The organism is Frondihabitans sp. PAMC 28766, from assembly GCF_001577365.1.
Taxonomy (GTDB): domain Bacteria; phylum Actinomycetota; class Actinomycetes; order Actinomycetales; family Microbacteriaceae; genus Frondihabitans.
Map to the genome: position 1 here is coordinate 177,897 of NZ_CP014513.1, position 13,915 is coordinate 191,811.

The 13,915-nt window shown below is 68.6% G+C and carries 13 protein-coding genes; 7 read left to right on the top strand and 6 right to left on the bottom strand.

All coding sequences use genetic code 11. From position 1 onward, the window contains the following. Positions 1–141: 141 nt before the first annotated feature. The 4 genes from AX769_RS00815 to AX769_RS00830 all read right to left on the bottom strand — a co-directional run bounded on the left by AX769_RS00815 (position 142) and on the right by AX769_RS00830 (position 4,999). Positions 142–1,713 (bottom strand): CocE/NonD family hydrolase, encoded by a 1,572-nt coding sequence (locus tag AX769_RS00815; RefSeq protein ID WP_204249290.1) that lies wholly within the window; start codon positions 1,711–1,713, stop codon positions 142–144. Between the two features lie 108 nt (positions 1,714–1,821). Further along, the gene (locus AX769_RS00820; protein WP_066274858.1) at positions 1,822–2,622 is read right to left on the bottom strand and encodes an enoyl-CoA hydratase/isomerase family protein; all 801 of its coding nucleotides are present in this window, start codon (positions 2,620–2,622) and stop codon (positions 1,822–1,824) included. A 5-nt stretch (positions 2,623–2,627) separates the two neighbouring features. Next, positions 2,628–3,833 (bottom strand): CaiB/BaiF CoA-transferase family protein, encoded by a 1,206-nt coding sequence (locus AX769_RS00825; protein WP_066274861.1) that lies wholly within the window; start codon positions 3,831–3,833, stop codon positions 2,628–2,630. After that, positions 3,830–4,999 (bottom strand): flavin reductase family protein, encoded by a 1,170-nt coding sequence (locus AX769_RS00830; protein ID WP_066274864.1) that lies wholly within the window; start codon positions 4,997–4,999, stop codon positions 3,830–3,832. The genes AX769_RS00825 and AX769_RS00830 overlap by 4 nt, the downstream gene beginning before the upstream one ends. Before the next feature lie 216 nt (positions 5,000–5,215). On the opposite strand from AX769_RS00830, the gene AX769_RS00835 reads away from it, so the two are divergent. From AX769_RS00835 to AX769_RS00855, 5 genes are read left to right on the top strand one after another with little or no spacing between them, the layout of a single operon-like run. Beyond that, on the top strand, positions 5,216–5,737 hold the full coding sequence (locus AX769_RS00835) for a nuclear transport factor 2 family protein (protein WP_066274867.1): 522 nt from the start codon (positions 5,216–5,218) through the stop codon (positions 5,735–5,737). After that, the gene (locus AX769_RS00840) at positions 5,730–7,385 is read left to right on the top strand and encodes a bifunctional 3-(3-hydroxy-phenyl)propionate/3-hydroxycinnamic acid hydroxylase (RefSeq protein ID WP_066274872.1); all 1,656 of its coding nucleotides are present in this window, start codon (positions 5,730–5,732) and stop codon (positions 7,383–7,385) included. The genes AX769_RS00835 and AX769_RS00840 overlap by 8 nt, the downstream gene beginning before the upstream one ends. Then, on the top strand, positions 7,382–7,723 hold the full coding sequence (locus AX769_RS00845) for a cupin domain-containing protein (protein WP_082763385.1): 342 nt from the start codon (positions 7,382–7,384) through the stop codon (positions 7,721–7,723). Before AX769_RS00840 ends, AX769_RS00845 begins: the two co-directional genes overlap by 4 nt. 9 nt (positions 7,724–7,732) lie before the next feature. Beyond that, the gene (locus AX769_RS00850) at positions 7,733–8,647 is read left to right on the top strand and encodes a fumarylacetoacetate hydrolase family protein (RefSeq protein WP_082763386.1); all 915 of its coding nucleotides are present in this window, start codon (positions 7,733–7,735) and stop codon (positions 8,645–8,647) included. Between the two features lie 19 nt (positions 8,648–8,666). After that, entirely contained in the window at positions 8,667–9,533 is an 867-nt protein-coding gene (locus AX769_RS00855; protein WP_066274875.1) for an NmrA family NAD(P)-binding protein, read from the top strand. Here the strand turns inward: AX769_RS00855 and AX769_RS00860 are convergent. Both AX769_RS00860 and AX769_RS00865 read right to left on the bottom strand, forming a co-directional pair. Further along, entirely contained in the window at positions 9,523–10,221 is a 699-nt protein-coding gene (locus AX769_RS00860; RefSeq protein ID WP_066274877.1) for a FadR/GntR family transcriptional regulator, read from the bottom strand. The genes AX769_RS00855 and AX769_RS00860 overlap by 11 nt on opposite strands. Positions 10,222–10,273: 52 nt before the next feature. Continuing rightward, positions 10,274–11,458 (bottom strand): DUF3500 domain-containing protein, encoded by a 1,185-nt coding sequence (locus tag AX769_RS00865; RefSeq protein ID WP_204249291.1) that lies wholly within the window; start codon positions 11,456–11,458, stop codon positions 10,274–10,276. 123 nt (positions 11,459–11,581) lie between these two features. Here AX769_RS00865 and AX769_RS00870 point away from each other — a divergent pair, with 123 nt between their 5' ends. Together AX769_RS00870 and AX769_RS00875 are read left to right on the top strand one after the other, a co-directional pair. After that, positions 11,582–12,625: a zinc-binding alcohol dehydrogenase family protein gene (locus AX769_RS00870; RefSeq protein ID WP_157887369.1), complete on the top strand. Its 1,044-nt coding sequence runs from the start codon at positions 11,582–11,584 to the stop codon at positions 12,623–12,625. A gap of 5 nt (positions 12,626–12,630) precedes the next feature. After that, entirely contained in the window at positions 12,631–13,899 is a 1,269-nt protein-coding gene (locus tag AX769_RS00875) for an acyl-CoA dehydrogenase family protein (RefSeq protein WP_066274881.1), read from the top strand. Positions 13,900–13,915 lie beyond the last annotated feature (16 nt).

A 13,915-nucleotide genomic window follows, 5' to 3' on the forward strand; every position in this document is an offset into this window, starting at 1 on the left:
GGTAGGAGGCGTGCTCGCCTCCGGTGTGGATGACGTGCTGGCCGGCGTTGGCGCCCACGTACTCGCGGATCGCGGGCATGAGCGGGCCGAGCAGGTTGCGCGAGCTGACGACGAACCGAAGCTGCTCACCGGCGTAGAACCTCAGCCCAGAGGAAGGAGGTCGATCTCGATCTCGACGATCTCGCCCTCGGCGAGCTTCTCGACGCGGTCGAAGCTGTGCGCGGGCACGTCGTCCGTCGCGAGCGCGTCGTCGAGGTGGCGGAGCGAGACGCGGAGCCGACCGTCCGACCCCTTGTATTTGAGGACGGTGGCGCCGTGATCGGTGAGATCGTGGGCCATGGCGCTGTGGTTGGGCACGGTGAAGGCCTGCAGAGGGGTGCCGTAGGCGTCGAGCTTCTGCACGAGGACGAAGAGGTCCATGTCGTCCGACCCTGTGGCCTCGACCCAGAGGTGGGCCTTGGGGTATCCGACCAGGACGGTCTCCTCGTCGAAGCTCGCCAGGAACGACACCGCGTTCGGGTTCGACTCCACCGTGTAGGCGGCCGTGACCTCGTCGGTCGGGGCGGTCGTCGTCAGGGTCCGGCGGCGGCCGTCGAGGTAGTACTTCGTCGGGGTGACACCGTCGGGCGGGAAGGTGTCCGACGCGATGCCGGTCTCGTCGCCGCCCTCCAGGTCGAGCAGCGAGTAGCGCACCCGGGGTGTCTGCTCCCAGTCGTTGTCCTGCCCCAGCAGATAGTGGTCGAAGAAGCGACGCAGATCGTCGACGTTGGCCTCGTCGTAGAAGTCCGGCCACTCCTGGGAGTTGTGGATTCGCAGCCACTTCTGCTCGGACGCGATCCTGCGCCAGGCCCGGAAGGTTCCTGCCGTGTGGAGGGTGTTCGAATAGCTGGCCACGATGTAGGCCGGCACGGTGATCTTGTCGAACTCGGGGATCTTGTTCTCCCAGAGCTCGGTGATGAGGGGATACCGCTCGACCTCGCCGATGATGTCCTCCTTCCGGCCCTTGCCGAAGAAGCTGCCGTCCTGCAACTGAGCCGCGAAGCCGGAGTCGGGCATCCCGCCCCGCAGGACGAGGTCGCGGTAGACGTCGCTCACCCCCTCCCACGGGTTGATGGCCGCGAGATGCGGCGGCTGCTCTGCCGCCGTGAACCACTGCGACACGGCGAGGTAGGACGTGCCGCTCATGCCGACCTTGCCCGAGCACCACTCCTGCTCGGCGATCCACTCGATCACGTCGTAGCAGTCCCGCCCCTCCTGTCGATCCCAGAGGACGCTGTCGCCGTCGGAGTCGACGACGCCGCGGACGTCGACGTTGGCGATCGCATAGCCGCGCGCGCACCAGTACGCCGGGTCGAGCGCTTCGAACTTCTCGAGCCCGGAGACGACGCTGTTGTCGAGGCCGACGAGCCCGAAGATGCCCATGACGCTCGCCGAGGTGCCCTGGCCCTTGCCGTACGGGCTCCAGGCGATGATGACCGGGACCTCCTCGGTTCCGACCGGCCGGAACACGTCGAGGTGGATCGTGGTGCCGTCGCGAAGCGTCACCGCGACGTCTCTGTCGAAGACGATGTCGACGGGCAGCGGCTTGAACATCGGTGCGACCTGGAACCCGGCCGGAAGGGTCCGCGACCCGGGCTCGAACGGCGTCAGGATGCCGGTCCGCGGCGCGGGCAGCAGAGTGGAAGGGACGTACATCCTCTGGTCGTCGGTCATATCGAGCTCCTTCGTCGGTGCAGGGTCATTGCAGGTGTCGAACCAGTCGCGAGCGTACGACTGACCGACCAGAATCTCAACAGTTGTTGAGAAAAGTGCGGGAGTTGCTCACGGACGCCGCCACACGAATTCAGGCTGCCGTCGTTCGAGGAAGGCGGTGATGCCGATGCCCATGTCGGGGCTCTCCGGCAGAGCCGCCCAGGCCTCCTCCCACACCTGGTCGACGAATGGATCGGTGGCGGCTGTCGCATCGACGAGTCGCTTGAGGTGGTGGAGCGAGAAGCGGGACCTCTCGAGCAGAGTCGCGACGAGCGACGCGCAGGCGGCGTCGAAGTCGTCGTCAGCGACGGTGAAGGCGGTCAGGCCGATGTCCTCCGCCTGGCGGGCGCTCAGCGCGCGCCCGGTGAACAACAGGGATTTGGCGTTCGCCTGGCCGACCTGCCGCACGAGGCGTTCGATGCCCGGGCGCGGGTAGATGACGCCGATCTTGGCGGGGGTGAGGGCGAAGGTCGAGCGCGCACTCGCGACGACGAAGTCGCACGCCGACGCGAGCTGCCACGCCCCGCCCATGCACGCGCCGTCGACCAGCGCGATCGCAGGCTTCGTCAGCGACGCGATGGCCTCGTCGGCTCGGCTCAGCCGGTCGACCCGGCTTCCGTCGGGCTGAGGGTCGAGGAGGACGGATGCCAGGTCGTCGATGGTCGCGCCCGCGGAGAACGTCGTGCCGGCACCGCGAAGGGTGACGACGTCGACCGCCGCGTCCTGGTCGAGTCGCGGCATGAGATCCTGCAACTCGAGGCACATCCCCCGGGTCAGGGCATTGCGCCTGGTCGGATTGTCGAGCTCGACGGCAGCCACCCCGCCGTCGATCGCGACGCTGATCCTGCCTTCCGAAGTCACGGTGCTCATCGCTCTCAGACCAGCTCGCGGCGGGTGTTCACTCGACCGGCCGCATCGAGTGCCTCGATGGCGGCGGGCGAATAGCCGAGCTCGCGGAGGACCTCGAGGGTGTGCTCGCCGAGCAGGGGCGGCCTCGACGTGATCTCGCTGGCGGCACCGTCGAGGCTGAGCGGGCCCCGCACGAGAGGCAGCGCGGTGCCGTCCCGCCGCGTGGTCTGCTGGACGAGCCCGAGGGCCCTGACCTGCTCCGAGCCGAAGGCCTGCGTGTAGGTGAAGATCGGCCCGCAGGGGATGCTCGCGGCGCTGATGATCGACGTCCACTCCGCGGCGGGCTTCGTGGCGAGCACCGCCTCGACGAGGCCCTTCAGGCTGTCGCGGTTCGCCGAGCGAAGGGCCCCGGTGAGGTAACGGGGGTCGTCGACGGCCTCGGGGACACCGAGCAGAATACAGAAATCGCGCCACTGCCTGTCGTTGCCGACCGCGATGTTGAGAGGCGCGGTCGCCGTCGCGAAGGTTCCGTACGGCGCGATCGTCGGGTGGTTGTTGCCCTGCGGCTTCGCGTCCTCACCGAGGCTCAGCGCACGCTGCCCCTGAAACACCGAGAGGTTCAGAGCCGTCTCGAGCAGAGACGTCGTCACGCGACCCACCGGCTGACCGGCCGCTCGTCCTGCCAGAGCGGCGGCGATCCCGAAGGCGCAGATCATCCCCGACGTGATGTCGACGATGGGCACGCCCACCCGGTAGGCGTCGCCGGCCTCCGAGCCGGTCACCGACATCAGGCCCGCCATGCCCTGCACGACCTGATCGAGGCCCGCGGCATTCTTCAGGGGGCCGGTGAGACCGAATCCGTTCACGGATCCGATGACGAGCCGGGGGTTCAGCTCGGCGAGGTGCTCGACTGTCAGCCCAAGCTTCTCCAGGGTTCCGAGCGTGAAGTTCTCGACGAGCACGTCTGCGCCCTCGATCAGGCGATCCAGGATCTCGTGGCCCTCGGCCGAGTAGAAGTCGATGCAGACCGACCGCTTGTTGCGGTTGACCGCCTCGAAGTAGAGGCTGTTGCCGTCGTCGAACGGCGGCCACTGCCGGGCCGTGTCTCCGCCGTTGAGGCTCTCGACCTTGATGATCTCGGCCCCCATGTCGGCGAGCAGGGCGGTGCAGTACGGGCCGGCCAGCGCGCGGCTGAGGTCGACGACCCGGATCCCTTCGAGAGGCTTCGTCATGATCGGCTCCTCGTCGCGGTCGGCTCGTCGACGGATCGGGCTACACCGCGGAGGGCATCGATCCAGCGCTCGACCTGCTGCGCCGAGGCGCCGGCGGGTAGGCCGGTCATGCGCAGGGCCATCGGCGGCACGCCGTCACGCGTCGACAGCAGCACGACGACGTTCGCCAGGTCGTAGTGGTCTCCCGGCTCGAGGTCGGTGAAGAAGAAGTTCGCGAGCTCGGCGGTCACCATCCGCACCACCCGCTCCTGCTGAGGCAGCCCGTCCGACAGCTCGAAGTCCGTCAGGACGTCCTGGTGGCGGCGGAGAATCTCCGGGCCTGCCGCGAGAAGCGAATAGCCGCACTCCCGCACCCGTTCGAGCTGCCCGCGGTTCAGGTCGCGACGCTCGCCGCTGTGGTCTGACGCCCTGCGGAGCCACTGCTCGACGTCGGTCTCGGGTGCCTGCGACAAGAACACGGCACCGAAGGGCGGGATGAGAGGCTGCCGGTGCCCCAGCGGGAAGGACTCGTCATCGGGTGAGCGGTTCGCCGCCAGCACCTGGACCGCGTCCCAGCCGATCCGTGCGAGCACGCTGCAGTTGACGCCGAAATCGTCGCTGATCTCTTCGACCCGCGAGCGCATCGCCTCGGCCAGCTGAGCCGCCTGGATCAGCTCGGGGTCGGGTGCGGCGATGAACGATCCGGGAGAGAAGCGCCCGTAGCCGCCCTGGAACTGCAGAAGGGGAAGCGTCGACCGCTGCACTGCCAGGTCGTCGACTCGGCCCAGGACGATGAAGTGGTCGCCGGCCGGGCGGATGTCGTCGAAGGTGCACTCGACCCAGGCGACGGCGTCGTCCAGGATCGGCGACCCCAGGCGGCCGCGCCGCCAGGCGACGCCGTCGAACCTGCTGTCGCCCGCTAAGGCGAAGCGCCGGCAGAACTGCTCCTGATCAGACGCGAGGACATTGACGCAGAACGCAGTCGCCGTCCGGATCTGTGCGAAACTGCGCGACCCTTCCATCGGGTAGAACGCGATCAGCGGCGGCTCCACGGACACGGACGAGAACGTCCCCACCACCATGCCCACCGGGCTTCCATCGGCCGTGACCGCGGTGACGACGGCCACCCCGGTGGGGTAGTGCCCGAGCGTCTCTCGGATCTTCGCTCTGTCTATCTCGTTCGGCATGACGCCTCCATCAGGCCGAGCAGGGAGCGACGTTGCTGGCGCCCGACCTGCACATCCAATCAAGGGTCGTCAAACATGTCAACGGTTAGAATGGATTAGACCTTTCGACGCATTCCTGTTGACACGTCGGAAGCCCCGGAGCAGAATCGCAACCAGCCTAAAGGTTGGCATGTTTTTAGAGACCGGCCCCACCACACTCAAAGACGAGGACCCCGCGTGAGCGCACAAGACAAAGCCGAGATCATCGAGATCATGAACCTCTACGCGTTCGCGTTGGACGCTCATCGGTTCGACCTCTTCGATCGCGTCTTCACGGACGACGTCGTGGCGGTCTTCGGGCCTGCGGGCGCCGGATGGAACGGCCTGGACGTCTTCAAGGAGTCGTTCGCCGAGTTCCACGACCGCCTCGACAGCCACCAGCACACGATCATGGGCCACCTCGTCGACGTCGACGGAGACACCGCTCGCGCCTTCAGCTATGGCAACTGGTTGCTCGTCCGCAACGCCGCCGAGGGCGGCCCGACCTGGACCGGCACCGGCTGGTACGACGACGACGTCGTGCGCACCGCCGACGGCTGGCGAATCAAGAAGCGGGTGTGCCGCCTGCAGGGCTGGAGCGGCAACCCGCTCGTGCCCGAGCCGCACAACGAGCACAACCCCGACATGAACGTGAAGGTCTTGCACGAGTTCGCCGAGTCGGGAGAACTCGGGTTCCTTCACGCGTTCGACGGTGAGTAACAGCACTCGCACCCAGCGCTCCGCAGAGAACAGGCCGAGCGCGGCCGACGATCCGGAGGTCGCGGACTTCCTGATCGTCGGGGCGGGGCCGGTCGGGCTCGTGACCGCCATCCTCCTGGGCCGAACGGGCAAACGCGTCACGGTCGTCGAGCGGTGGCCGGCGCGCTACCCCTTGCCACGTGCCTGCACGATCGACCACGAAGCGCTGCGCATCCTGCAGTCCGCCGGGGTCATGGGCTCGCACGCCGACCTGTTCGAGCCGTCTCGCGGCGAGCGCGGCGGCTATCAGATCCGCAACGGCGACGGCGAGCTGCTGCGGGCGATCAACTGGAACCGCCCCTCCGAATCCGGCTGGGCCAACACGAACGGGTTCTACCAGCCCGACCTCGAAGAGGCGCTCGAATCGATGGCTCTCGCCCTGCCGACGGTCGAGCTGCGTCGCGGCTGGTCCGCCGTCGGGCTCGAGCAGGACGACGAGACGGTGACCCTGACCGTCGCGAGCACCGACGACCGCACGCAGACCACGGCCCTGCGCGGCCGGTGGTTGGTGGGCGCGGACGGAGCCAACAGCGTCATCCGCGATCTGGTGGGAATCGCGACCGCCGATTCCGGCTTCGAGGCGGACTGGCTCGTGGTCGACTACCGACCCCTGGACGACCGCCCCTGGGGCGCGTTCGTGACGCAGTACTGCGACCCTGCCCAGCCCGCCACCGCGGTCAACAGCGGGCCCGGTCGACGGCGCTTCGAGTTCATGCGCCCGACCGATGTCTCGGCCGACGTGATGGCGCAGCCCGAGACCGCCTGGTGCCTGATGGAGCCGTGGGGCGTCACCCCCGAGACCGCGCGTCTCGAGCGCCATGCCGTCTATACGTTCCGCGCCCGGTGGGCGACCGAGTGGCGTCGCCGCCGCGTGCTGCTCGCCGGCGATTCGGCCCACCTGATGCCGCCGTTCCTCGGCCAGGGGCTCTGCTCCGGGCTTCGCGACGCGAGCGCTCTGGCGTGGCGGCTGTCGATGATCGAGTCGGGCCTCGCCGACGCTGCCGTCCTCGACAGCTATGGCGCCGAGCGCGGCGCCCACGTGACCGAGATCATCGACGAGGCCGTCGCCATCGGGCAGATGGTGTGCGAGCAGGATCCGCAGAAGGCGGCCGACCGCGATGCTCGCCTCGTGTCCGACCTGCACGATCCTGACGCGGCAGTCGTCGAACCGCCGCACCCGCGCCTCGGCCGGTCGCCCTTCGTCGACCCGAACGACCCGAGTTCCGGCCACCTCTCCGTTCAAGGGCAGGTCGCGGTCGACGGCACCATCGGCCTCTACGACGACGTGGTCGGAGGAGGGTGGCAGCTGACCGGCATCGACGTCGATCCGCTGGTGGGCGTGCCGCGGGAAACCGCGGCCTGGTTCGCGAGCATCGGGGGCACCTCCGTCACGGTCTCGGCGGCCGGCGCTCTCCGGGACGTCGAGGGGGCGTACCGCGCGTGGTTCGACGCACGTGACTGCAGCGTCGTGCTGGCACGGCCCGACTTCTACGTGGTCGGAACCGGTGAGCCGCGCGATGTCGCGCGGCTGCTCGAGGGCTTGCGCAACGCCCTCGGCGCCGAGCGAAGCAGACCCAGACAACTCATCGAGGAAGGCGCGACGCCATGACGATGCGAGTGACGAGAATCAGCCAGGCGGAGCCGTTCAGCCCCGTCGGCCACGAAGGTGTCGGCCCGGTTCGCCTTCAGGGCGGCGCGCTGACGCCCACATCCGACTTCACGGTCGCGCTGTCGCACTACCTGCCAGGGGCCGAGGCCCAGTTGGCGCCTCAGGAGGCCGAGACCGTCTACGTCGTCCTCTCCGGAGAGCTGACGATGAGCAGCGAGGGCACGGACGAAGTGCTGACCGCCCTCGACTCCGTCCACTTCACCGTCGGCACCCTCCGCACGGTCACGAACACCACCACCCTGCCGGCGAGCATGCTCGTCATCCGAGCCACGAGTTAGGCGCACCCGATGGACACCGAAGCAGTCTCCCTTCCCTCAGCCACCACCTCGACCGCCCCGGCAGGTCTGCGGATCGTCGGCCTCACAGGAGACGGCGACACCGTGCTCGTGGGCGCGCTGAGCGCCGATGGCCGGAACGTCACCGTCCTCACCGACGTCGAGTCGTTCTGGGCCGCGCCTGCCGACCATCTCGCAGCACCGCCCACGGGCCCCGTCGTCTCGGTGGCCGATTCCAAGCTCGTCCCGCCCGTCCGGAAGGGTGCCCGGGTCATCTGCGTGGGCCTCAACTACGCCGAACACGTCAGCGAGGGCTCGTTCAAAGACGAGAAGCTGCCCGACTTCCCCACTCTGTTCGCCCGCTGGTCGGCTTCGCTCACGACCGGCGGCACCGGGATTCCCGTCCCGGCCGGCGAGGACGGCCTCGACTGGGAAGGCGAGGTGATGGCCTGGGTCGGCTCGCCTCTCGTCGACGCCTCGCCCGACGAGGCACGCGCGGCCGTGGTCGGCTACTCGACTTTCAACGACGTCACCTCCCGCCGGGCGCAGAAGCAGACGTCGCAGTGGATCATCGGCAAGAACGGCGACCGCTCCGGGCCGGTCGGGCCGATGGTCCCGGCCTTCGAGGTCGGCGACATCCGGGACGGTCTTCACCTCGAGACGCGGGTCAACGGCGAAGTCGTGCAGAGCGGCAACACGACGCAGATGATCTACGGGGTCGGTGAGACTCTCGCCTACATCTCGCAGACGTTCACCGTGAATCCCGGAGATCTGCTGGCGACCGGCACCCCATCCGGTGTCGGCTATGCTCGCACTCCCCCGTGGCTGCTGCACCCCGGGGACGTCGTCGAGGTCGAGATCGAACGACTCGGCACCGTGACGAACCACATCGTCGACAACGCGGACCGGCGGGCGGCGCTGTCGTGACGACCGAGGTGTCGACGTCGTGATCCTGGTCACTGCCGCCAACGGAAATCAGGGCAGGACCCTTCTGCCCAAGCTGCTCGCCGCCGGGCACGAGGTCCGCGCGAACGTGCGCTCGGAGGCGTCCGCGGTCGCCCTCCGCGCGGCAGGCGTGACCGACGTCGTCGTCGGAGACCTCGCGGATCCCGAGATCCTGGCCCGCTCGGTCCGCGACGTCGAGAAGATCTATCACGTGGGGCCGGCGCTGTCGCCGACCGAGCGGGAGACGGGCTTCGCCCTGATCGACGCCGCGCGGGCGGCCGGCGTCCGACACTTCGTCATGAGCTCGGTGCTGCACGCCATCACGACCGACCTCGTGCAGCACGAGGTCAAGCGCGACATCGAAGAGCACCTGCTGTCGTCGGGCCTCACCTTCACTATCCTGCAGCCGACGAACTACATGCTCGCGCACCGCCTCACGCCGGCCTTCGAGCGCGGTGTCTTCGAGCTGTCCTGGTCGCTCGACCGGCTGCAGTCGCTCGTCGACCCGAACGACGTCACCGACGTGGCGGCGCTGGTGCTCGGCGACACCGACAGGCACGCGTTCGCGACCTACGAGCTGGCGTCGGCCGGCCGATACTCGGCTCACGATATCGGCGGAATCATCGCGGCCGTCGTCGGGCACCCCATCGACGTGGTCGAGATCGACGCCGAGACGTTCGCCACGCGAATGGGCGACGCCGGCGAGTACCAGCGACGCGCGATGGACGCGATCAGCGCCCGCTACAGCTCGCACGACTTCGTCGGCAACCCCAACGTGCTGACGTGGCTGCTCGGCCGGGCTCCCACCTCGTTCGAGGAGTGGGTTCGGCGGCACGACGAGGCGTACCGCAACTCGTCTAGTCGGTGACGAGCAGGCCTGCGTGCTTGTCGACGGCCTGCTTCACGCAAGCGGGATCACCGGCGACGATCGCGTCGACGAGCTCGCGATGGGTCTCGACTCGGAGGTCGAGCCACTCGGACGCCGTTTCGGGAGCCTCGTCATGCGTGGCCGCGACGGCGTGCTCGCGGACGAATCGTGTCATGGAGAGATACAGGGCGGACGCGGTCTGATTCGGCGAGATCAAGGCGATCCGCTCGTGGAGATCCCAGTTGGCGAGCAGAAATTGAGTCGTGCCCTTGACGGCCGCCGCGGTGAGCTTCGCGAGAAGCCGCTTCATGTCGGTGATGTCGCCGGCCGTGCGGTTCTCGGCCGCGTCGACGTCGATGAGGACCTCGAGGGCATCGCGGACGGCGACCGCCTCGGCGACCGACGCGGGGGCGTCCGTCACGGCGAGGAGGGTGTGCCTGATCCGCACCATGGGCCCCGCGGCGGTGGCGAAGAGACCGCCGCCCCGGCCCGGACGGATCTCGGCGAGCCCGCGGTCGGCCAGCAGCCGAACGGCCTCCGCCACCGTCGACCGGGCGAAACCGGAACGTTCGCGAAGCGAGTCGATCGTGCCGATGAGCTCGCCCGGCTTGAACTCGCGATCGAGGATCTGCTGCTCGAGCTCGCTCGCAAGAACGTTCGCGCGCGTCTGGCCCGCGAAGGAAGTCATGACGTCACCCTAACAATCATCGCAACCGTTCTGCGCCTTCCCTCGAGGTCGTTCACCACGACCAGTCGTTCGCCTGGAGGTCGGTGCCCTCGCTGGACGTCGTCCTGGTCGAGAGGTGCGACCCGACCTGGTCGACGTGCGCGGCGTAACGACGTAGCGAGTCGTCGCCGAAGTCGTGGTCGAAATCGCGGATGACCGAATGCAGGTGGTTGCCGCTGTCGACCGCGTTCACCAGTTCGACGAGGAGGGAGCGCGTGTGGATGCGGAAGTAGTGCGGGGTTCCGCGATCCTGCCCGCCCGCCCACGCGAAGTGGACGTGCGCGGGGCCGTCGGCGTCGAGCCGCGCGCGGTACTCGAAGGCGTCGGGGAGACGCCCGAGGAAGGTGTCGAGCAGGGCGTCGAGGATGGCGCGCTGGCGGTCGTCCAGACGCTCGGCGGAGATGCCGGATGGGGCGTCGCGCACGAAGGCCAGTGCCCTCCGATCGGCCGTCGTGATCTGGTATTGCGGCATCCCCAGGTCGTAGTGGTCGGGATACTCCAGAGCGCCGATGCGAGGCACCTGACGGGTGACGAAGTCGGCGGGGGCGACGTCGTGGATGACGGCCGCCGAGCGCTGCTCGTCGTCGAGGGAGCCGAGCAGCTCGAAGCCGAGACCTTCGTCGGCGGCCAGGGGGTTGAGCACGCCGGCATCCAGGGTCGGCTGCTGCCCGAGGGCGCTCGGGGTCGCCGAGATCCATCGCTGGTTGACGATGGTGATGTTCACGCAGACGTGGTGGCCGAGGAATCGGAACGACCAGGTGTCTTCGAAGCCCGGCCGCCCGAAGACGCTGAAGAAGTAGGTGTCGGACGTCCGCCACAGGGGTGCTGCGATCCCCAGGAAGTCGGCCTCTCGCGCGCGGAGGACGTGCTCGAGCTGCATGATCGCGAGAATCTTCGTGTAGACCTCGTAGGAGACGGACATCCGGACCAGTTCGAGCACGACCACCTTCTGGTGGCGATCGAGGTTGTGCAGCGACACCCCGATGCGGTCGGGCTTCGGGATGATGTCCCAGTCGAGCCGTCGATCGTCGTCGAAGCCGAAGAGGGCCGCGGACTTCTGCTCGGCAGAGAGGGTGTCGATGAGCCCGATCACGCCGACGAGGAGCTTCTGAATCGTCTCGGCGTGCTCGTGTGCCGGCTCCTGCGTCGGCACGTCGAGGCGGGTGCGGATGAGTGCCGGAGAATCGTCGTTGATCACGGAAACATCATAAAGGTTCGGTACTTTACTGACAAGGCCGACGACATGCTTGACACTCGCGGGGCACCGTCCGCATAATCGGAAAACATCCAAACCGTAGCGATATTAAGCAAGGAAGCTCGAGTGCAGTCGACGGATGCCGTGTTCGCCGCAGAAGCCTCGACAGGCGCTCCTCCTGTTCGGGCGGCGCTGGTGGACGCCCCCGGGGCAGAACCGCACCTCGGGGCCGTGGTGCTGGCGCCCCGCCGCCCCGGCTTCACCCGGCTGAGTGTGATCGCCGCGCCGCTCAATCCACTCGACCTGCTCATCGCTTCCGGCGGCTTCCACTCGGCTCGCCACGAGTCGCCCTACGTGCCGGGATCCGAGTGCGTGGGCGTCGTCCTCGAGTCCGAGCGGTTCGAAGTCGGTGCGGTCGTCTACGCGGAGTGCCACGCCTCTCCGGAGCTTCCCGGTGCATTGGCCGCCGAAGTCGTCGTACCGGACGACGACCTCCTGGTGCTGCCTGGCGAAGCCGACCCGATCCTGTCCGCGGCCGTCGGCAATTCGGGCGTCGCCGCCTACCTGCCGCTGATCGATGTCGCTCGGCTGGAGGCCGGCGAGACGGTGCTGGTGCTCGGCGCGACCGGCTCCGTCGGGCGGCTGGCCCTGCAGATCGCACACCTGCACGGCGCCGGGCGCGTGATCGGTATCGCCCGGGACGCCGAGGCGCTGCAGGATCTCCTCAGGCTCGGCGCCGATGCCGTGGTCGAGCTCCGCCACGGTGAGAGCGCCGAGTCGCTCGCACGTCGCATCGGCGAGGTCGCCCCCTCGGTCGACGTCGTGCTCGACGGCCTGTACGGCGTGCCGCTCGAGGCCGCTCTCCAGGTCTGCGCGCCGCGAGCCCGCCTCGTCAACATCGGCAACCCGACCTCGGCGACCATCACTCTCGCCGCCGGTCTCCTCCGCGGCAAGCGCATCACCCTGTCGGGGTTCGCGGGGCTCCACACGCCTCTCCGCGACAAGAGGCCGGCCTTGACCTGGCTCTGGGAGGCGCTCCGCCACGGAGATCTCGACGTGTCGGTCGCCACGATCCTGCTCGAGGAGTTGCCGGCCGCGTGGCGAGCGCAGTCGAACTCCCCGCACACCAAATACGTCGTCGTCCCCCACCAGAAACCGTCGAGGAAGTAAGCCCCATGACCACCACCAGCGACACAGCCGAGAAGACGGCCACGATCATCGAGAAGGTGCGCGAGCTGGGGCCCACGCTGCGCGAGCGAGCAGTCGACGCCGAGCGCGCAGGTCGCCACTCCGACGACACCATCGCCGCGATCCATGCCACCGGCGCCTTCGACGTCGCGAGCCCCGCCGAATACGGCGGCTATGAGCTCACGGTGCGACAGCAGCTGGACGTCGTGTCCGAGGTGTCGAAGTGGGACGGCTCTGCCGGCTGGAGTGTCTGGTCGGGGGCATCGACCGACTGGATCCCCGCCGGCATGGGCCCCCGGGTTCTCGAGGAGGTCTACGGGCCGGAGTGGGTGGGGCCCCGGGTCGCCGGCTCGAGCCACTTCCCGTCGTCGCGCGGGCGGGCGAAACGAGTGCCCGGCGGCTGGATCGTCTCCGGCGGCCCCTGGACGTTCGGCAGCGGTGCCCTGTGGTCGCCGTTCACCAACCTCGGCTGCATCGCCGACGAGGGCGACGGGCCCTTCCTGGTCGGCCTGCAGGTGCCGCGTTCCGACCTCCGCTTCCTCGACGACTGGAAGGTCGCCGGCATGCGGGCGACGGGCAGCGTCTCGGTCACGATCGAGGGCGACGAGCTCTTCGTGCCCGCGTATCGCGGCGTCGACTTCCGTGAGATCGCGTCAGGCTCGATCGAGAGCGGCCTGGCGGGCTCCCTGTGGAAGACCTCTTCTCTCGGCTGGTCGTTCAGCACCATGGCGGGCATGTCGATCGGCATCGCCCAGGGCGCGCTCGACCGCTTCCTCGAACGCTCGGCCGGCCGCCCGATCCGAGGCACCACCTACAAGAACCAGCTCGAGGCCCCCCTCACGCACCTGATGCTCGCCGAGGTCCACTCGAAGATCCAGTCGGCGCTGCTGATGACGCGAGCCAATGCGGAGGAGACCGATCGGCTGGGCGAGCTGGCGGCAGCCGGGGCACCCGTCGACGGCGAGTACATGCAGCTCTTCAGCGCCCGCGTCCTGCTCGAGACCGCGTACGCCGCCCGGTGGTGCGCCGAGGCGATCGAGCTGCTGCAACGCAACTCGGGATCGACCGCGATCATGGACTTCGAGCCGATCCAGCGCTCGTGGCGAGACGCTCGCATCATCACGCTGCACGGCGCCTTGAACCTCGAAGCACTCTCCGAGAACTACGGGCGGCTGATGGCCGGATTCCAGCCGCACCAGTTCGCCGGCATCACCACCCTGGACCGGTTCGCGCCGACCCGGGTGATGAGCGGGTGATTGCCGATCCGGATCG